Source organism: Legionella sp. 227 (assembly GCF_043161935.1).
Taxonomy (GTDB): domain Bacteria; phylum Pseudomonadota; class Gammaproteobacteria; order Legionellales; family Legionellaceae; genus Legionella; species Legionella sheltonii.
Map to the genome: position 1 here is coordinate 829,919 of NZ_CP171154.1, position 17,738 is coordinate 847,656.

Sequence of the window (17,738 nt, forward strand, 5' to 3'; positions counted from 1 at the left end):
CCAATGAATTGGCTGAATACAAAGGCTGAAATAGAGAAATTAAAATTTATTGGAGATTGGTTAAAAGGAGAATTTAGTTTTAGCGAGTTGTGTAAGCGTTATGGAGTGAGTCGAAAAACAGGCTATAAACTAATAAATCGCTATAAAGCAGAGGGAGAGGCTGCGTTGAAACCAAAATCCCATGCAAGGCATCACCATCCAAATGGAACACCTTATGAGAAGCAACGACGATTAATTGAGTTGAAATATCGTTATCCTAAATGGGGCCCGGACAAATTAAGAGATTGGTTATTAATTAATGAGTCCGAAGAAGTGTGGCCGGCAGTAAGTACTATAGGAGATATTTTAAAGAAGCATGGTTTAGTTAAGCCGAGGAAATACAGGAGGCGCGTATCAGCGTGTACAGAACCATTTAGGGAATGCAACGATTCAAATCATACCTGGAGTGCTGACTTTAAAGGACAATTTAAGGTAGGTGGCACCTATTGTTATCCACTGACGATAACGGACAATCACAGTCGTTTCTTATTGTTATGCAAAGGATTAGTTGGTCCTCGACAAAAAGAAACAAAAGAAGGATTTAGGCAGGCATTTATTGAGTATGGTCTTCCCGATGTAATTAGAACCGATAATGGACAACCTTTCGCTGGAATGGGGATTGGTGCCTTAACAACACTTTCAATCTGGTGGTTAAAACTCGGGATAATGCCTGAGCGCATTGAACCAGGTCATCCAGAACAAAACGGAAGACACGAAAGAATGCATAGAACTTTAAAAGAAGCGGTGGCTTCACCTCCAAAATTAAATTTTGAGGAACAACAACACTGTTTTGATGCATTTAGAAATGAATATAATCAAGAACGACCTCACCAAGCACTTGATGGAAAAAGACCTGCAGATATCTATCGCGCTTCATCAAGAAGTTTACCCAATAAACTCCCAGAAGTCAGTTACCCTTGTAATTATGAAGTGCGGAAAGTGAGAACCAACGGTGAGATAAAATGGTTTGGTAAAAAATATTATGTTTCTGAATTACTAAGAGGAGAACTTGTCGGCTTGCAAATCATTGATGATGGAAGAGCCTCTTTATTCTTCTCGAAACTAAAACTAGGGATGATTGATGTGAGACAGAATAAAATTTCTAGGCCCTAAAATTTTAATCTGTTACCTATCATCCCGGTTTAAAGTGTTACCCATCATTCCGGTTGCACAGGGGAGGGTTCATTAACCCATGACTCGACAATTCTCATCTACACGAAAACGATATAATTATGCGCAAAATGTAATATTACAAATAACTTAGCGATTTACCATTCAAAGAAAAAGAGCCTCAATTTTTTCTTCGGCTAAAGCAATGGCTTGAGTCTTGATCTCCTCGCTAAGATGTAATCCTTCTGCACGTATCACCGTGAAACGGGTTACCCCTATAAAATTAAAAACAATCTGCAGATAATATTCTTGATGATCCATCGCCTGCATGGATGCGTTATTCGTATAAAAATTGCCCCGAGTAGAAAGAATAATCACGCGCTTATCACCTGCCAGTCCCATGACTCCTTGCTCGGTATACTTAAATGTTTGCCCAGCCACTAAAATACGATCAATCCAAGACTTCAATTGAGAGGGGATGCTAAAATTATACATCGGTGCTCCAATGACTATTTCATCGGCACTTAAAAATTCATGCAACAAAATTTTAGCAAGCGCCAACTCATTTTTTAGCGCTTCGGATCGTATTGATTCAGGCTGCTTGGCAGCAGTCAGTGACTCAGAGGATAGATGGCTAAGACCTTGCTTATCCAAATCACGATAAATCAATTCTCCGTCGGGGTATGTACGTTGCCAATGATTCAAATAATGAGTCATTAATTGGCGTGAGACGGAGCCTGCTTCAAGGATGCTTGAATCTAAAGCTAATAATTTCATAAAACCTCCAACATTCATTCTTTTAATTAAGCATATATATAAAACAATAAAAGATAATCTGGTTATTTCATGAAATATTGTCCTATAATTAGCACTAATTAGTGCTTTTGAATAGGATTACACTTGAACCATTTTTTACCTGATTTAAATGATTTATTTTATTTTTGTCGTGTGGTTGATGAAGGAAGCTTTACTAAAGCCAGTCAAGGTTTGATGCTGACTAAATCCAAGCTAAGCAGACGAATTAGCGAATTAGAAAATCATTTAGGGGTGCGTTTACTGAACCGTTCTACACGTAATCTCAGTCTAACCGACATAGGACGCTTGGTTTACGAACACAGCATCGCTATGGTGAATCAAGCAAGCTTTGCTCAAGATGCAGCACTGCAAGCACAAGCACAACCCAAAGGACGAATTCATGTGACATGCCCTACTTTATTTGCTCAATCTGATTTCGGCCTGATTCTTATCCGTTTTATGGAAAACTATCCTGACATCCAGATCCATCTTTATGCTAATGACAGAAAAGTAGATTTAATCGAAGAAGGATTTGATGTAGCCTTGCGCTTTCAGATCAACGATTTAACCGATTCCAATCTCATCGCAAAAAAACTGGGAGAAAGCACCCACGTGCTGGTCGCCACCCCTAATTATCTCAATAGTAATTCAGCCCTTCAGACACCACATGATTTAACGAAAATCTCTTGGTTGGGAAAAAGTAGAGGCGAAGGATATCAGCAAATACAATTCGTACATCAGACAGGAGAAAAAGTGAGCATGCAATTATCCTCCAGGCTTGAGAGCAATGAATGGATGATATTGAAACAAGCCGCCTTAGCCGATCTGGGTGTTGCACTGCTTCCTCTAGAGTTGTGCCAACAAGAAATAAATAGTGGTGCATTCAGTCGTGTTCTTGCCGATTGGTCTTTATCGACTGCCAGTTTGTACCTAATTTATCCTTCAAAAAAAGGCTTAACTCCTGCCCTCCGTCATTTCATCGATTTTGTGAGCGCGGAAACTCAGAAGGGCTGTACCAAACAGACACGTGTTTTGATGAATCGCTAGGGACTTTTAACCCCCAAATTATTTTCGAAACAAAAATAGTGATGCGCCGAATACATCAGAAATTTGAATTAAGCGCTTACTTCATTAACGATGCAACCAACCCGCCCATTTCAAAAACACCTTTTGCAAACATTCCAGCGGCATATCCTGCACTTGCAGACTGACTGCCCATCGTGAGCGCGCCCGGGAATGGTTGAGCAGCACTAAACGATAATCCATCGACCAGGCCATATAAAAAGCCCACGGTATTGCATGCTTTATCGACAGCAGAACTTTCATTTTGTTTTGATTTATTCCCTTGTTCCGATTGCTCAACAGATCTATCAGGTTTTGGGCCCACCGTACTTTCATATAATGCAGCATATTCCGAAGCAGTTTTCATCACTTCTTTGCCAACAGGCGTAGCGCTCAATTCTTTTTTATGCTTCAAGAGATCGGCAGCAAATTGATTTCTGGAATAATTATCAGGCCAAGAATCAATTTCATTTTCAGGTAGATTAAATGGCATTTTTGTTTTGTTTCGTATGAGTGTATTGAGCAAAATCATAAAATACATATCCGCTATTTTTTTATTTGACTCTTCTTCTAATTTCACTTGTTTACGAATGGATTCTGGATCATGTCCCTGAGAGAGTAAATGCATCGCCTCCTTCTCGTCTGGCGACCACTGCTCCGCTCCCAACATTTCCTCGGTTACTTGTTGATAAACTTGTTTAAACTCAGAAATTGCTCGTATATCATCGAGATCTTTTTTAACATCTTTTGAACGACTGAACATAATTACCCTCTGTTTTGTGCGAAATAAATACAATTATAGCAAATTCTATGCTCTAGTGACACAAAAAATTTAGCTCGTTCTTTAATGTTATCCTTGAGAAATTCAATGAGAACTTATAGAAATGAATTGTGGTTTCATTAAGGTTTTTCCAAGAATACTTCCATCTTTATTTGGGTAACATCATTGTACCTGGCTATTTTTCCCTTTTATTTCTGTGTATTATTCCCGACAATCTTGCATCTATTTTAATAAAAGGGGATTTTTATGAAGCATCTTATTAATAATGTCTTGCGTACAAAAAATATGGTGGAGTTGTTGCACGCCATGGGTATTCCTGTAAAAAAGGACCAGGTTAATTGCAAAGACGAACGTGTTATTTTTAATCTGGAACACATCAAAGAAGGTGAGGAATTGGCTGGAAACTTGCAAAATCTCCTCCAAAAAGATGCTGTAAAACAACCGATAAAACGAAGAACCGTTGCTGAATTACTTGCCGAGGAGATTGCTGATGCAACCTGTTCTGACAGTAAAAATAGTGACACACTCAAAAAGTCCTGTCTGGCAATATTGGATCTATTGACACTCACATACACCCTAGACGAGCAACAAGAATACCTTAATATCCAACTTCCATCTCCTGTTTATGCTCCAATATTTAGCGCTTTAACTTATAAATACATGAGCATCGAAGGTGAAAAGATCAAATTTAACATCAAAGAATTTTTAAATGCGCATAAAGAAGAACTCATCTTAATTGATGGAGAATCACCTTTACTCTTTGCCCACTCAGAATCCTTTGAAAATAAAAAAGTATTTTATGCCGAGAAAAAAGTGAGTGAAGATACAACTGAAGTAACTCCTTACTTTTTCGTTCCTGATGCGCTGACACCACCTACCTATCATTTTGTTTTGGATACAAGTTATAGTATGAGTGGTGAGCGTTTGGATACATTGAAAAATAGTGTCATCAAATTGGCAGACGCCTTGTTTCAATTCCAACCTGATGCAGTAATTAATCTCTCCGAATTCAATACTACGACTAAAGAAGTAGGTAGCTATCGCAAACAAAACGGCATTCTGCTTGCTACAAAGATTAATAAATTACAAGCAGAGGGCTCAACCCGACTTTTTGGCACAGTCTCCGATCAACTATCCAAGCTGCGGTACTCAACACAGCATAATAACGTCTTATTATTTACCGACGGTGAAGATTCAATGGGTAACGAGGCAGAACAAATAAACATGCTGAGGAAAACTGTCAAATCTTTGGGTGAAGGCAACCCGTTAACTCGAGCTCGTAATAAATTTTTCATCCTGAGCTATGGTATAAAACAGCCTGAAGTGTTGCATCAAGTGGCAGAAGTATTTGGCTCTCCTGTTCTTAAAACAGATACCGTTGATTTTACTGCAGCTCTATCTGAAAAAGGTAAATTGCAAGAATGGGCAGCAGCTAGAGAATTATTCACTTCTCGTGTAGATATTATTGACCATCTTAGCCTGGATACTAAATCAGAGGAATATGTCCTGTCTTGTGATATGTCTGGGCAATTTGTTCGGTTAAAACCGATAGAGTGCAAAAATAATGAGGACGTGCATTTAACGATCACCAACGGTAACGGTACAACACTGCTGGATGATAAAAAATCGTTGGCGAAGAAGCCCATGGAGTCTGTTCTGTTGCCTGGTAGTGTAAAAGCTGCAGTTCATCATGGTATGTTTGCAGTGCAAAATACAAACAAAGATGCTCCTACCCCACCAGTAACGCCAACACTTATTTAAGTCCACTGTTCACGTACTACAGGCCAAGGAAAATTAAAAACCATGGCCTGTAGTCTTAACGCGCTACCCAATCGCAAAAATTCCCAATCCAGTTGTATTGGAACAATCTCTATAATAAGTCAGAATAACTTTAATCTGAGCAAAAAAACACTGAAGTATTAAAGGATCAATAATTGAGCTCTAAGAACAAATTTAATGACCATGATTTTTTTGGCAATACGATTATTTATCGCACCAATGATTCTTGGGGTGATATTTTTGTCATTGATAGAGGCAGTATCAGAGCACTGAACTTCGATCCAGTCTATGATCAAACCGGTATTTATCTTCAATATCCCCATATCCCCGTCCATGAATATACGCGCGTGATGTTGTTAGCTCTGGCATTTATTCATCCAACCCACATCACTTTATTAGGATTGGGTGGGGGCAGTTTGCTTCATTGCCTTCATTTTCTCTTACCCGAGTGCTCGCTGTTTTGTATTGAACTTCGTAAAAAAGTCTATGAAGTCGCGATGGATTTTTTTCAATTACCTGCGGCTCAAAATATTGAGATACTTATTGCGGATGCGCAAACCGCAATCAAATTTCAAAAAAGTCAGAGCACACAGATCGTTTTTGCTGATATGTACCTCGATTATGGGATGGACGCTTTTCAAATCCAACAGCAATTTATAGAACAATCTCATCGTATTTTGGATGGCAGGGGGTGGCTTGTGATCAATTTTCACGAGCTCCCTGAACTGGATTCCCCTTTTATTCAATGCCTGCAGGAGTATTTCGTTGAACTCTTTATTTGTCCAACAGTAAGCGATAATTATATTTTATTTGCCGGTAAATCACCGGTTGGCGATTTACATTCAGTCGGTCATCAAACCACTGTTGCTGAATTAGAGGATAAACTCAACATTAAATTGCTCCGCTTACTTAGAAAAACGAAACGGTGCTATGGAAAGTGAGACGGTCGGGATGGACAATTCGGATTCTATCTCTGCGCGCGAAGTAGGAAAGAGCGTGGAAAGAGTATGTTGAGAAAGCTTTAGTCCGCCTTTAAATTTTAATCCCGGATCCAATTTAACGGGTATGCGTTGCAAATTTTTTATTTCTGAAAAAGCATCAGCAAACAATTTGGAAACAGGATGTTCAGGAGCAAGTTCACCATAAATCATTACTTCTTTAAACCAAGACTGTTTGGCGAATTTTAAACACTCGGGGCTGTAGAAATGGAGAATTTCAAGCAATTCATTATTTCGAGGCATATTAAGCTTAGAAAAAAAACTGACTCCAGACCGAGATTCTGGTTCTAGGACTTCTTGAATTATTTTATTTATCGTTTTTTGGCAGTGAATAAATTTTGCCAATGACTTGGTTAAGAAGGACATGTCCTTTTTCAATTGCCTTAATTGTTCCACCTGCGTCGCCCGTTTCTGATTGCTTTCAAAATAAGCCTCAACGCGAAACAACAATTGTTCCATCACAGGAACAAAATCAAAAGTCAAAATGGGTTCCAGTTTGCCAGTAAGAGCATCAAGGTGCGGGTTTGCTGCATAGGCAACCAGTTGACGCCATTCTTTACTCACTTTCATTAATGATTTCCTGTCATTGATCGAAAGCAGCTCAATGATTGTAAGCTTCAATTCTTTAGGTAATAGCTTAATGAATGCAGAGTTATTGTTTAGAAACTCTTTAAAACTGGGTATCTTAAGACATTCATCGTGAATAATGCGCAAACTAAGCCCCGGATAATCGCGAGCAATCTTGGTGAGAACAAGGTCTTGTAACCGAGCAGGAGTGTGTGTTGTGGTCTCAGTTGGTATTGGTTTTTCAGATTTAGCAAGCATTTTATACATGACGTTATAAAAAAGAAAAGAGTCTACGTTATGCCCCCATAAAAAGATAATTTTTTTCGTTTTATTTCAAATTAAATCAAGTAATTATTATAAGAAGGGAAACACTTTGCTAAATGGTTCCCTGACTGGGGCAGAAAAGTCACTCCTTAACATAATCAACGCAATAAAAAATATAAGCCTATAATATGGAGATAAGGATTCTTTTGAAAAGGTGAGGGATACTATGATCAAAGGCGCCGAACTCTTAGTTGCAGCCCTAGAAAACGAAGGTGTGAAACACATTTTTGGCATTCCTGGCGAGGAAAATCTTGACGTTGTTGAAGCACTTCGCAACTCGTCCATTGAACTGGTACTGACCCGACACGAACAGGCCGCTGCATTCATGGCAGCAACCTATGGTCGCTTAACGGGTAAGGCTGGTGTTTGTCTCACCACGCTTGGCCCTGGTGCCCTCAATCTTACTACTGGGGCAGCTTATGCACTTCTTGGGCACATGCCCATGATCATGATTACTGGACAAAAAGGAGTTTTATCCTCACGGCAAGCGCGATTTCAAATGGTGAATACCGTGGCGGCAATGCAACCTTTAACCAAAATGTCTCGCCAAATAGTATCCCCCTCAATGATTCCTACCATAGTGCGCGAAGCATTCCATCTTGCAGAAGAAGAAACCCCAGGCCCAGTTCACTTAGAACTCCCTGAAGACATTGCTGCAGAAAAAAGCAAACAGGTGCCGCTCATTCCGCCACATCCTTTTGAATACCCTATTGCGAGTGAGGAGGCCCTCAATCGTGCCGCTGAAATAATCATGGCGGCGAAACGCCCGCTTGTGATGCTCGGCGCAGCAGCTTCCCGTCCAAGAGCAACCAATGCGTTGGCTCAATTTATTACTCGAACGAATATCCCCTATTTCACCACGCAGATGGGTAAAGGCACGGTTTCTGTAACCACAGAACTTTATATGGGCACTGCAGCTCTTTCAGAACGCGATTATGTGCATGAAGCGATAGAACAAGCCGACCTCATTATTACCATTGGTCACAGCACCGTTGAAAAGCCACCGTTTATCATGGGTCCCCAGCTGAAAGTCATTCATGTTGGCTATCAATCCGCTACCGTAGAAAAAATTTATTTTCCCCAGGCAGAGGTTATTGGTGATATGGGGCCATCCTTAAAACTACTGGCCGATAAGATAGAAGGCAAGATTCCTCATGCAGATGCCCTCCTTCCTTTGCGGGAAGGTATTTTAAGTAAAATTACGGCACGCTCTACTGAAGATCGCTTTACTCCACAACGCATGGTTCATGACGTGCGACAAGTGATGCCACGCGATGGGATTCTCGCGCTGGACAATGGCATGTATAAAATCTGGTTTGCGCGAAATTATCGCACCCAAATGGCTAATACCATTCTTCTCGACAATGCGCTGGCGACCATGGGCGCAGGCCTTCCATCAGCCATTATGGCCTCACTGTTGTATCCAGAGCGCCGGGTGATGGCGGTGTGTGGCGATGGGGGGTTTATGATGAACAGCCAAGAATTAGAAACCGCGGTTCGCCTTAAATTAAACCTTGTCGTCCTCGTGATCGAAGACCATGCCTTTGGCATGATCCGTTGGAAACAAGCAGTAGATCACTTCCCCGATTTTGGAATGACCTTCTCTAATCCCGATTTAGTCAAATATGCAGAAGCCTATGGGGCGCGAGGTACACGAGTGGAGCACATTCAAGATTTTCAATCCATTTTGGAGAATGCGTTCAATGAGGGAGGGGTACATCTGGTCATTTTTCCAATCGACTACTCGGAGAATAAACGCGTACTTGTGGATGAATTACAAAATCGGTTGCCACCAGAGCACAAGGTGAAATAATGAAAAAAACACTGCATGTGGTACACGCATTTAATCGCACATTAATCAAAGAAATTCCTACGGATGATGCCCAAGCTCTTGCAACCAAGCTTAATACGGCAGCATCTGCTCTAAGATATCGTGCTGGATGGCTGAAACCTCACGAACGCATGACCATCCTGAAAGGTGCCGCCCAATTATTGGCAGCGGACCAAGACCGCTTTGCACGGCTTATTGCACAAGAAGGAGGAAAACCATTTACTGATGCAGCAATTGAAGTCACTCGTGCTATCGATGGATTAAACGATGCGGCAGAAGAACTACGACATTTTGCAGGCAAAGAAATTCCCATGGGCCTTACCCCTGCCAGTGATAATCGCTGGGCATTTACGATTAAAGAACCGATTGGCGTAGTGGCTGCTATTTCTGCCTTTAATCATCCCCTAAACCTCATTGTTCACCAAGTAGCGCCTGCAATCGCTGTAGGTTGTCCAGTCATTATTAAGCCCGCAACCACAACTCCCTTATGTTGTCTGGAACTGATTAAGTTACTACGGCAAGCCGGCCTTGATGAAGCGTGGTGTCAAACGTTCATTACCGAAGATAATTCTTTAGCCGAACAACTCGTCACCGATGAGCGGATCGCGTTTTTAAGTTTTATTGGCTCAGCAAAAGTAGGCTGGTACTTACGAAGCAAACTGGCACCTGGAACGCGCTGTGCCTTAGAACATGGAGGTGCGGCCCCCGTAATTGTCGATCGCAGCGCGAATCGGGCTAAAACCACGCAAGCGCTTACTAAAGGCGGCTATTATCATGCCGGACAAGTGTGTGTTTCTGTACAACGTATTTTTGTGCATAAAGAGATCCTTTCTTCATTCATGGAGGAATTCGTGGAGCGGGTCAAATCACTGCGCGTGGGCGACCCGCTATTAAAAGAAACTGAAGTTGGGCCATTGATACTCCCTCGCGAAACGGAGCGTGTCGTATCCTGGATTGATGAAGCCGTAGCCAAAGGAGCAAAACTGTTTGGTGGCGGTCGCCTTTCTGAAACCACTTTAATCCCCGCCGTACTGCTCAATCCGCCGGCTGATGCCAAAGTATCGCAACTGGAAATTTTCGGTCCAGTCACCTGTGTTTATGAATATGAACAGATGGAGCAAGCAATTCATACCGCAAATTCATTGCCTTTTGCCTTTCAAGCCAGCGTATTTACAGAAGATTTAGGTACTGCATTAAACGCTGCCGAACACCTTGACGCCTCAACAGTACTCATTAATGATCACACGGCATTCCGCACCGATTGGATGCCCTTTGCTGGATTAAAGCAATCGGGTTATGGTGTGGGAGGAATACCCTGGACGATGAAGGATATGTCCAAAGAAAAAATGATTGTACTGAAAAGAGATGGCTTTTAGTACCATCTATAACCCAAAGCTCAGCCCCCTGCAACTCGTGCTTGTAATATGGCGCTTTTAGCAAACTCACCCTTTCGATTCACCGCATTAAAACAGTCTACACTTAACATAAAGCTTATTAACGAATCGTTATTCGACCCTAGTGTGATGGAGTGATCATGGAAGCAAAATCAGAAAAAAATTCAATCATTTTTTCATCCGCAATGAATGCTGCTCAGGCTGGTATACGATTAGACTTGGAAGATGCGCGCCATAAATCAGACAAGGAAGTATGGCTGTTACGTGAAAGCTCTGTCCCAGGCCTTCTGACTGTCACTTTTTATAGTCATGAAAAAAACAACTATTCTCATGGAAGAATGGGATTTGTGGCTGGGAGATGGAAGTTTGCTCCCGCGGATAACTTCCAAGCCCAAGATTTTGTAAAACGTGCTGAAGCCGCTTTTAGCCAAGCGCTTCCTGAAAAAAGTTTTGATAGTTTAATTGAACTATTAGACAAACAAGGATTTGACCTAAATAAACTCATATTTCCCAATCCCAAAGAGTCTTCCAAAACGGAGCAATTATTAGCCTATACCAGTGATTCGCTTGAAGAAACACCCAGTGTATTAGAGAGATATAGAACGTCTTTGTAATGATAATGAACTATGTTACCTCCCATACTGCCACATTTTAAGAAATGTACTTTGATGAAAATGTATTATTCAATAATTCAAAATAAATGCAATGTCATTCCTCGCAGAGATAAGAAAAATAATTATAAATTTTGCTTTTCATATAGATCGAGCCGTTTTCACCATCTCATTATGGATTCCCTTCATTTACTCTAAGCCGGTTAATTTATAAAAAATGAACAATTTGCTCTCGAAATTTCTGGATTTGTTTTGGGGGGTTCCGAACTATTAAAAAAAGAATCGACTTTTTTTGTTAATTGAGATAATTGCTCCTCGATGAGTCTATTTTTTTGTCTTAAATCCTCAATTGTCCGCTCATGTTCTGCCACTTTTTCTCTAAGTATGTCTTGTTTCCGTAATAGTGCAGCGTGCTTCCAACGATGCAGATTCTCTTGAAGAAAATTAGAACGGACGAAAACAATCTCATGAGCAAACGTTATTTCGCCCCCCCAAGAGATAAAATCATCAATTAAAAGCTTTCTAGTATAATTATCCTCATGTTCATTTATAAGTACCTCTTGGATCATTAATTCAAAAGTTTTGCTATTTATTATATGTTTATATTGGCCAATGCTATTAAGGATGTGACTTATATTAATATTCTCGAGGAATGGACTGGCCAAAAGATAGGTGAAAGGGGTAATGCTTTCATTGATTGTACTGTTTATATCTGCCCCATGCTTCATTAAAAATTCAAAAAAATAAAGTAAGCGAGCGAGTTTTTCATCGAAAAAGTCGACACTATTATTTCTTGCAAATAGTTCCGATACTGCCTTCATTAATTTATGGAGAATGGTTTCTCCATGTCCAAAATTAAATTGAATTAACTGTTCAGGAATTTCAAAAGGATCATATTTTTTTGTAAAATCCTCTGTATCTTTACACAAGGCATCACGATAAATTTTTTCAAACAGGTCAAGCAGTTCACTTTCCGTATAAATTCGATTGGTCTTGATAAGTTTCATTTTTTGATTCCTTTCAATTTGAGGATTAATTAAACCCATGTTCCTCTTCTATGAAGATAATTATGCCTATTCAGAGACTTGACTTAAAGTCCAAAAAAAGAATGCCGCGTTGGCTCTGAATCTATGTCAACTTTTTCCGAGGATTTTATAAAAGAATCGAGCTTCTGCGTCAATTGCGCTAGTTGTTCGGTAAGTAAATTATTTTGCTGCTCCAAACGTTGCATGTTCTGTTCGTAGCCTTCCACTTTTTGTTGCAGTTGTTCATGCTTGCGTTCCAATACGATACAACGCCATCTATATTTATTCTCCTGAAAGAATAAATCACCTGCCAACACCGTCGCGTGGTCGGGCGTTATATCGGCACCGCTCAAAATCAAAAGATCAACTAATTCCCTTTTTTTAAGATCAGGGATATAGGGATTTATAAGTAACTCCAATATCATTTCTTCTAAAATGGAAGCTGCTATAGGCAATTTAGCTCGTCTGCCAATATCCAAAATTTGATAAAAATAATTTATTCCGATAATAAATGGGCCTGTTACAAGATAGCTTAAAGGACTTATTACCGTATTAGAGTTCTCTTTTATCCTAATGTTTATATCTGCTCCACTGTCGATTAAAAAACTCAAAAAAAGGAATAAATTTGCTAAGGCACAAGACTCTTCCTCTTCCCTACAATCAGAGATTGCTTTCAGCACCAAACAGAGGGCGGATATGTTTTTTTCCCATTTAAAATGAATTAGCTGCTCAGGAACTTCAAAAGAATGATATTTATCCCAAAATGCTCTGGGATTCATAGGCAATGCATCATTAAGAATTAATCCAACTAGGTTCAATAATTCGCTTTCTGTAAAATGACGAGCAGCTTTAATGAGTTTCATTCTAATGCTTCCTTACCGGCTATTTTTAGCAAGATGAGTTAACCATGCGGTGTAAATTGGGCCAGATTATATATATTTAATTCCTTTTCTATTTCAGCAACTTGCGACACAATTCCTGCAAATCCCTTTTTTCCAAAACGCTTATGCTCTTCATCTTCAAATTTTTCGCCTAACTCTTGGTATTCACTATCAGATACAATCGACTTAAAGGCAGGAAACAGCACCGTATCTTCGCGGGCAGCATGAGGTTCATACATAGTTATAAACTGGTACAAAACCTCGATGAACTTTTTATCGTGTGATTTGAAACGTTTTGCGCGAGTCGTCTCTAAAATATAATTGGTTAATTTTCTGCCCGCTTGATGTTGTGTTTTCAAGGTGATCACCAAATCAACCAGAAGACCGGCTTTTTCAAAGCGTGGGAATAGAAAGTTTTCTTCCAGTTGTTCATGGTATTCTTCAATAAATTGCCTAATAATCGTTGCCGACTTATTAATAAGCACGGGATTTAAATCGTGTGCCTTTTCAATTCGGTTAATCGCTTCTCGATAAATAAGCATGATCCGACGCAAAACACCATGCTCCCGCATCAAATCCTCATCAGGAGAGACATCCTCCGCTTTTTTTTCTAATGCTAATAGAGGTTTTGCAAGTGTAGAACCTGCAATAAGAGTACCGCCAACGACAACGGCTGCATTTTTAAGAAACTGTCGACGATTGCTATCGATTAATTCAGAGGACATCCTTGCTCCTGTAACTGATAGAGAAAATTCAAATTCTTGCTTGGTAGTTTGATTATGCTGAATCGGCAGAAAAAAAACCATCCTGTTAAACAGGGAGAAATTACTTTTACTCGATGTTTAAAACATAAAGCTCACCCCTCCTCCATAGTAGGTATTAAAGTTGCCCAGCTCACCGCTGAGGCTTTTCCCTATTTCCATATCGATTGCAAAATCCTTAGTAATAAGAAAAATAAGCCCTGTATCTGAATTGTCCGTATCCCTTCTCCCGAATCAGGGAGAAGGTGCCCGTCAGGGCGGATGAGGGGAAAAGTTGCTTACTCTCCTAGAACCATTATTTATGCTGCCAGCCTGAAACTTGTTGCAAATAATGCACCTCTCCCGATGAATCAAACATTTCCGCTTCCATTGACTCCTCCAAGGTGTAATCATCGTACAATAGAGCATGCTTACTCACCATTTCTCGCTCTGGAGTTGCATTTCCAAGAGGACCTCCCGGGATGGGTTGAGGTAGCGTATTAAAAAAAGTATATTTTTTTTTGTAGTTAATTTCATGGGTATATACAGAATTTTGTGTATCGGTGGAATATCCATAAAGCAGGGACTCATGATTTTTAATGGACCCATCCGGTCGGGTACTGATATCTATTATACGTGGATCCCAGGCATCAACCTCCCAAAAAGAGTAATCATTTTCATCTTTTAATTGAATTTTAATTTCTAAATAAACATGATCCCATTTGACCGAGCGAACAACACGAATTCGCGCATTAGCGCCTAGACGATCAATTTCTTTACCTATCTCCACTAAAAGATAATCTGCCAATTCATGACAATTACCCATACCCACATACTCAATAAGATCATGTCGATATTTATATTGATACTCTTCAGTTTCGTTAAGCGGAGCACGAACATTTTTCGCGAAATAGCTATTTTCTTTAATCTCTCGGTGATATTTGATGTATCCACCTTTTTGGTTACTGATCGTTATTTTCTTTCGTGTGTCTAAAATTGCCTGAGTACATATTGCTACAAACTCTGCTCTTGATAATAAAGCCATAATAAAATCTAACCCATGCACCACCATAAATAAAAAATAATTATACCATTTTGTTACTAAATTGATCACTCACGTTATTTAATGTTCCCAACATCAACACGGTTGCACCCTAAGACGCGACATATTAAGAATATAAAGAGGTGTCCTATCCAACTACTTGGGGACTTTTCTTTCCAAGCGGCTCCTCCGATCCGGATACCAATCATTTTTACCTCTATAAATCATTACCCCCCTGTCAGAAATAACAGATCCGCATGGTTGTTTACCTTAGGTACAATAATAAGCAATGTACAAAAACCAATCATCGTCATAGACGAAACAAACATTTTGGCAATTAAGAAGAGAAACTATGAAAAAATATGTCCTCCTGGCTTTATTAGGATTTACCACCTTAAGTGCTTATGCCTGGGAACCCTTTTGTTCGCAAAGCACCACCAAAGCCAATAAGATAGTTGCCTATTTAGGAGCAGACTCGCAATGGAATATTGAACAGGAAGATATGACAAAACTCCGGGCCCAATTGAATGCAGTTGATGTAGTTAATTATGCTTTTGTACGACTTGTCACAAACTCGCAGGGTAATACCATTCCCAAACTTACAATGAGTGATATAAAAAATATCCAAACACTAAAACAACTTCGACCTGATTTACCCGTGATCATCGCTATTGGTGGTTGGGGCGATCGCGAGGGATTCAGTAACTTTATTAACGAGCCAAAACAGCGAGCAGCCTTTATTGAGGCAACAAAATCTTTGCTGCAAGAAAACCAACTGGATGGTATTGATATTGATTGGGAAAATGAATTGCTGGCCTCTGCTGAGGAGATAAGAAATATCGCCGCATTAATCCGCGAATTAAAAGCAGAAATCGGCCCCTCAGGATATTGTGTAAGTAATGCCGTTCCCGGAACAAGTTGGTATTGGGAAAAATATCCAGATGCTCAACTATGGTTCGAGGCTGTAGATTGGACGACAGTCATGGCCTATGACCATTATGGTACGTTTGGTATGAGAACCGAACATGGTGCGGCCCTTTACGAAAATGATCGTCCTGAAGACACCAATTATCCCTATCCCAAAACCTCTGGTGATATGGCGGTATCCCATTATTATCAACAAGGTTTAGCCGCTGAAAAAATTCTTCTTGGCGTACCTTTTTATTGCCACTCGTATTATGTAGATGGAAAATTAATCGATACTAAGGCAAAAAATCCCGGCTTACATAGTCCAGTGATTGACCCTAATATTAATTCTCAAGTGAGTTATAATGAGGCGTGGAACCATTATGGAGAGGCATTATTTGCCTACCGTCAGCAATCCAGTTCTACTCTGGAGACAAAAAATTATTATGGCCTTATCCCCCTAGAAAATAGCACTATGTATCGCTTCATGAGTTGTGACAGCCCACAATCTATTGCCAATAAAATGGCTTATATTAAGGGTAACAATTTGCTGGGTAACAATGCTAACAAACCCATACGACTGGGCGGCGTATCATTCTGGAGTTTACAACAAGATTTAGCATTTGAAGATCCTCAGTCCTTATTACGTGCCATTGATCAAGGATTAAAATAAAAATACTCACGACACACTCACTTACACCAACGCATACGTGCTCGTGAGCAGACCTTGCGCCCCAGCCAAACATTCAGTATAGGGAAATATCAAGTTGATATGTAGTTCCACATTTAGACTATGGATAGCTTAAAAGGAATTTTACATGACCAGACTAGAAGAATTAATCTACTCCTTAACCACCGTGATCCTTCGTTATCACGACGGCCAACCTAAAGTAAAACAATTAGTTACGGAAACGGATGAAGAACTATTGCAAGCAAAATACCTCATTTGTGCTAAAGAAATAATTCAAAATCAAGAAATTCCTTTTAAAATCTATTTAAGTAATCTGATTAAACAATGTAACGATAGTGGAAGAAGTCCTTTCTTAAATTATCTCTTGCATGAAGTGGCCTCGCTTAAAGCATTGTTGGACCAAAAAAAATCACTTGAACCGATACAATTAGAAGAATACACCAATCAAATTGCTCAATTATTCATAGATCTAAAACGACTATTGGATACCCCAAAATCAAAAACTTATAAAGTCACCTACAGCAAAACTGCAGAGAGTCCGGCGGTTCCTAATCCTCTTTATGGTTTAAAAATCAAAGGATATTTCGAAGACGGATTATGTAATTCAGGAGATATTTTAAAAGATAGCGTTTTAAAACCATTCAAAATCACTATACTCTCTTCAAATGAAGATCTTAAAAACATAGCAAAACAAATTTGCAACGAACATCAGCATACTTTTTTAGTACCTGAATTATTCACGCAAATTGCTCTTCATAAAAAGACAAATTTAGAATACGAAGAGAAACTGAATTCAATAGCAACACAACAGCAAGAAAAACAAAAAAAATCAGAAAGCGTTTCTTCCAAACAAATGCTGGCTACTTATTTGCTCTGCTTTCACTATCAAAGGACACTAGCACGAGCAGAAAAGCAAAAGACCATGCTCGACACGCAACAAAAAATAATCGCTGAACTGCAACAAAAAGTCAGTGAGTTAACACAACAGATTGAGAAAAAAACCTCACCTTTCAAATTTTATAGCCCTTCTTTTTAAGCATTCTGCCTCCCGCTCTCCATAGAAGCGCCTTGAAAAATCCATGCTGATAAAATGGATTTTTCGCCACCTCGCAAAATTTTTTTTGGTAAAAAACTTTATTAAATGATAAACAAAAAAGCAAAA

The 17,738-nt window shown here is 39.7% G+C and carries 16 protein-coding genes; 9 read left to right on the forward strand and 7 right to left on the reverse strand.

What is annotated here, in order from left to right; translation table 11 throughout:
* Nucleotides 1–3 precede the first annotated feature (3 nt).
* The gene (locus tag ACF8MK_RS03590; protein WP_392536436.1) at nucleotides 4–1,152 is read left to right on the forward strand and encodes an integrase core domain-containing protein; all 1,149 of its coding nucleotides are present in this window, start codon (nucleotides 4–6) and stop codon (nucleotides 1,150–1,152) included.
* A 162-nt stretch (nucleotides 1,153–1,314) separates the two neighbouring features.
* Here the strand turns inward: ACF8MK_RS03590 and ACF8MK_RS03595 are convergent, their stop codons facing one another.
* Nucleotides 1,315–1,926 (reverse strand): FMN-dependent NADH-azoreductase, encoded by a 612-nt coding sequence (locus ACF8MK_RS03595; protein ID WP_392538198.1) that lies wholly within the window; start codon nucleotides 1,924–1,926, stop codon nucleotides 1,315–1,317.
* A 123-nt stretch (nucleotides 1,927–2,049) separates the two neighbouring features.
* Here ACF8MK_RS03595 and ACF8MK_RS03600 point away from each other — a divergent pair, with 123 nt between their 5' ends.
* Nucleotides 2,050–2,991 carry a LysR substrate-binding domain-containing protein gene (locus ACF8MK_RS03600; RefSeq protein WP_392538199.1) on the forward strand — a complete coding sequence of 314 codons (942 nt, stop codon included), beginning with the start codon at nucleotides 2,050–2,052 and terminating at the stop codon, nucleotides 2,989–2,991.
* Between the two features lie 76 nt (nucleotides 2,992–3,067).
* Here ACF8MK_RS03600 and ACF8MK_RS03605 read toward each other — a convergent pair whose 3' ends face one another.
* The gene (locus tag ACF8MK_RS03605) at nucleotides 3,068–3,769 is read right to left on the reverse strand and encodes a hypothetical protein (protein ID WP_392538200.1); all 702 of its coding nucleotides are present in this window, start codon (nucleotides 3,767–3,769) and stop codon (nucleotides 3,068–3,070) included.
* 264 nt (nucleotides 3,770–4,033) lie between these two features.
* On the opposite strand from ACF8MK_RS03605, the gene ACF8MK_RS03610 reads away from it, so the two are divergent.
* Nucleotides 4,034–5,548, forward strand: a complete 1,515-nt coding sequence (locus ACF8MK_RS03610; protein ID WP_392538201.1) for a VWA domain-containing protein — start codon at nucleotides 4,034–4,036, stop codon at nucleotides 5,546–5,548.
* A gap of 173 nt (nucleotides 5,549–5,721) precedes the next feature.
* Nucleotides 5,722–6,507, forward strand: a complete 786-nt coding sequence (locus ACF8MK_RS03615; RefSeq protein WP_392538202.1) for a spermine synthase — start codon at nucleotides 5,722–5,724, stop codon at nucleotides 6,505–6,507.
* On the opposite strand, the gene ACF8MK_RS03620 is transcribed toward ACF8MK_RS03615, so the two are convergent.
* The gene (locus ACF8MK_RS03620) at nucleotides 6,472–7,389 is read right to left on the reverse strand and encodes an F-box protein (RefSeq protein ID WP_392538203.1); all 918 of its coding nucleotides are present in this window, start codon (nucleotides 7,387–7,389) and stop codon (nucleotides 6,472–6,474) included. The two genes, ACF8MK_RS03615 and ACF8MK_RS03620, sit on opposite strands and share 36 nt — an antisense overlap.
* Nucleotides 7,390–7,621: 232 nt before the next feature.
* On the opposite strand from ACF8MK_RS03620, the gene ACF8MK_RS03625 reads away from it, so the two are divergent.
* The 3 genes from ACF8MK_RS03625 to ACF8MK_RS03635 all read left to right on the forward strand — a co-directional run bounded on the left by ACF8MK_RS03625 (nucleotide 7,622) and on the right by ACF8MK_RS03635 (nucleotide 11,294).
* Complete coding sequence (locus ACF8MK_RS03625; RefSeq protein ID WP_392538204.1) at nucleotides 7,622–9,268, forward strand: acetolactate synthase large subunit; 1,647 nt, start codon at nucleotides 7,622–7,624, stop codon at nucleotides 9,266–9,268.
* A complete protein-coding gene (locus ACF8MK_RS03630) occupies nucleotides 9,268–10,662 on the forward strand; it encodes an aldehyde dehydrogenase family protein (protein WP_392538205.1) in 1,395 nt (464 codons plus the stop codon). Before ACF8MK_RS03625 ends, ACF8MK_RS03630 begins: the two co-directional genes overlap by 1 nt.
* A 158-nt stretch (nucleotides 10,663–10,820) precedes the next feature.
* Entirely contained in the window at nucleotides 10,821–11,294 is a 474-nt protein-coding gene (locus tag ACF8MK_RS03635) for a hypothetical protein (RefSeq protein ID WP_392538206.1), read from the forward strand.
* Between the two features lie 200 nt (nucleotides 11,295–11,494).
* On the opposite strand, the gene ACF8MK_RS03640 is transcribed toward ACF8MK_RS03635, so the two are convergent.
* From ACF8MK_RS03640 to ACF8MK_RS03655, 4 genes are all read right to left on the reverse strand, one after another.
* Nucleotides 11,495–12,298 carry a hypothetical protein gene (locus ACF8MK_RS03640; protein ID WP_392538207.1) on the reverse strand — a complete coding sequence of 268 codons (804 nt, stop codon included), beginning with the start codon at nucleotides 12,296–12,298 and terminating at the stop codon, nucleotides 11,495–11,497.
* 83 nt (nucleotides 12,299–12,381) lie between these two features.
* Nucleotides 12,382–13,179: a hypothetical protein gene (locus tag ACF8MK_RS03645; RefSeq protein WP_392538208.1), complete on the reverse strand. Its 798-nt coding sequence runs from the start codon at nucleotides 13,177–13,179 to the stop codon at nucleotides 12,382–12,384.
* Between the two features lie 38 nt (nucleotides 13,180–13,217).
* Nucleotides 13,218–13,922 (reverse strand): hemerythrin domain-containing protein, encoded by a 705-nt coding sequence (locus ACF8MK_RS03650; protein WP_392538209.1) that lies wholly within the window; start codon nucleotides 13,920–13,922, stop codon nucleotides 13,218–13,220.
* A 331-nt stretch (nucleotides 13,923–14,253) separates the two neighbouring features.
* The gene (locus ACF8MK_RS03655) at nucleotides 14,254–14,982 is read right to left on the reverse strand and encodes a hypothetical protein (RefSeq protein ID WP_392538210.1); all 729 of its coding nucleotides are present in this window, start codon (nucleotides 14,980–14,982) and stop codon (nucleotides 14,254–14,256) included.
* A 349-nt stretch (nucleotides 14,983–15,331) separates the two neighbouring features.
* Between ACF8MK_RS03655 and ACF8MK_RS03660 the strand changes: the two genes are divergently transcribed.
* A complete protein-coding gene (locus ACF8MK_RS03660) occupies nucleotides 15,332–16,558 on the forward strand; it encodes a glycoside hydrolase family 18 protein (RefSeq protein ID WP_392538211.1) in 1,227 nt (408 codons plus the stop codon).
* Between the two features lie 145 nt (nucleotides 16,559–16,703).
* Nucleotides 16,704–17,612: a hypothetical protein gene (locus tag ACF8MK_RS03665; protein ID WP_392538212.1), complete on the forward strand. Its 909-nt coding sequence runs from the start codon at nucleotides 16,704–16,706 to the stop codon at nucleotides 17,610–17,612.
* Nucleotides 17,613–17,738 lie beyond the last annotated feature (126 nt).

What these genes read in the sequence shown, in the direction of transcription:
- ACF8MK_RS03590 (WP_392536436.1), top strand. Translation starts at nt 4, where the DNA reads ATGAATTGGCTGAATACAAAGGCTGAAATAGAGAAATTAAAATTTATT.
- ACF8MK_RS03595 (WP_392538198.1), bottom strand. Translation starts at nt 1,926, where the DNA reads ATGAAATTATTAGCTTTAGATTCAAGCATCCTTGAAGCAGGCTCCGTC.
- ACF8MK_RS03605 (WP_392538200.1), bottom strand. Translation starts at nt 3,769, where the DNA reads ATGTTCAGTCGTTCAAAAGATGTTAAAAAAGATCTCGATGATATACGA.
- ACF8MK_RS03610 (WP_392538201.1), top strand. Translation starts at nt 4,034, where the DNA reads ATGAAGCATCTTATTAATAATGTCTTGCGTACAAAAAATATGGTGGAG.
- ACF8MK_RS03620 (WP_392538203.1), bottom strand. Translation starts at nt 7,389, where the DNA reads ATGCTTGCTAAATCTGAAAAACCAATACCAACTGAGACCACAACACAC.
- ACF8MK_RS03625 (WP_392538204.1), top strand. Translation starts at nt 7,622, where the DNA reads ATGATCAAAGGCGCCGAACTCTTAGTTGCAGCCCTAGAAAACGAAGGT.
- ACF8MK_RS03630 (WP_392538205.1), top strand. Translation starts at nt 9,268, where the DNA reads ATGAAAAAAACACTGCATGTGGTACACGCATTTAATCGCACATTAATC.
- ACF8MK_RS03635 (WP_392538206.1), top strand. Translation starts at nt 10,821, where the DNA reads ATGGAAGCAAAATCAGAAAAAAATTCAATCATTTTTTCATCCGCAATG.
- ACF8MK_RS03640 (WP_392538207.1), bottom strand. Translation starts at nt 12,298, where the DNA reads ATGAAACTTATCAAGACCAATCGAATTTATACGGAAAGTGAACTGCTT.
- ACF8MK_RS03645 (WP_392538208.1), bottom strand. Translation starts at nt 13,179, where the DNA reads ATGAAACTCATTAAAGCTGCTCGTCATTTTACAGAAAGCGAATTATTG.
- ACF8MK_RS03650 (WP_392538209.1), bottom strand. Translation starts at nt 13,922, where the DNA reads ATGTCCTCTGAATTAATCGATAGCAATCGTCGACAGTTTCTTAAAAAT.
- ACF8MK_RS03655 (WP_392538210.1), bottom strand. Translation starts at nt 14,982, where the DNA reads ATGGCTTTATTATCAAGAGCAGAGTTTGTAGCAATATGTACTCAGGCA.
- ACF8MK_RS03660 (WP_392538211.1), top strand. Translation starts at nt 15,332, where the DNA reads ATGAAAAAATATGTCCTCCTGGCTTTATTAGGATTTACCACCTTAAGT.
- ACF8MK_RS03665 (WP_392538212.1), top strand. Translation starts at nt 16,704, where the DNA reads ATGACCAGACTAGAAGAATTAATCTACTCCTTAACCACCGTGATCCTT.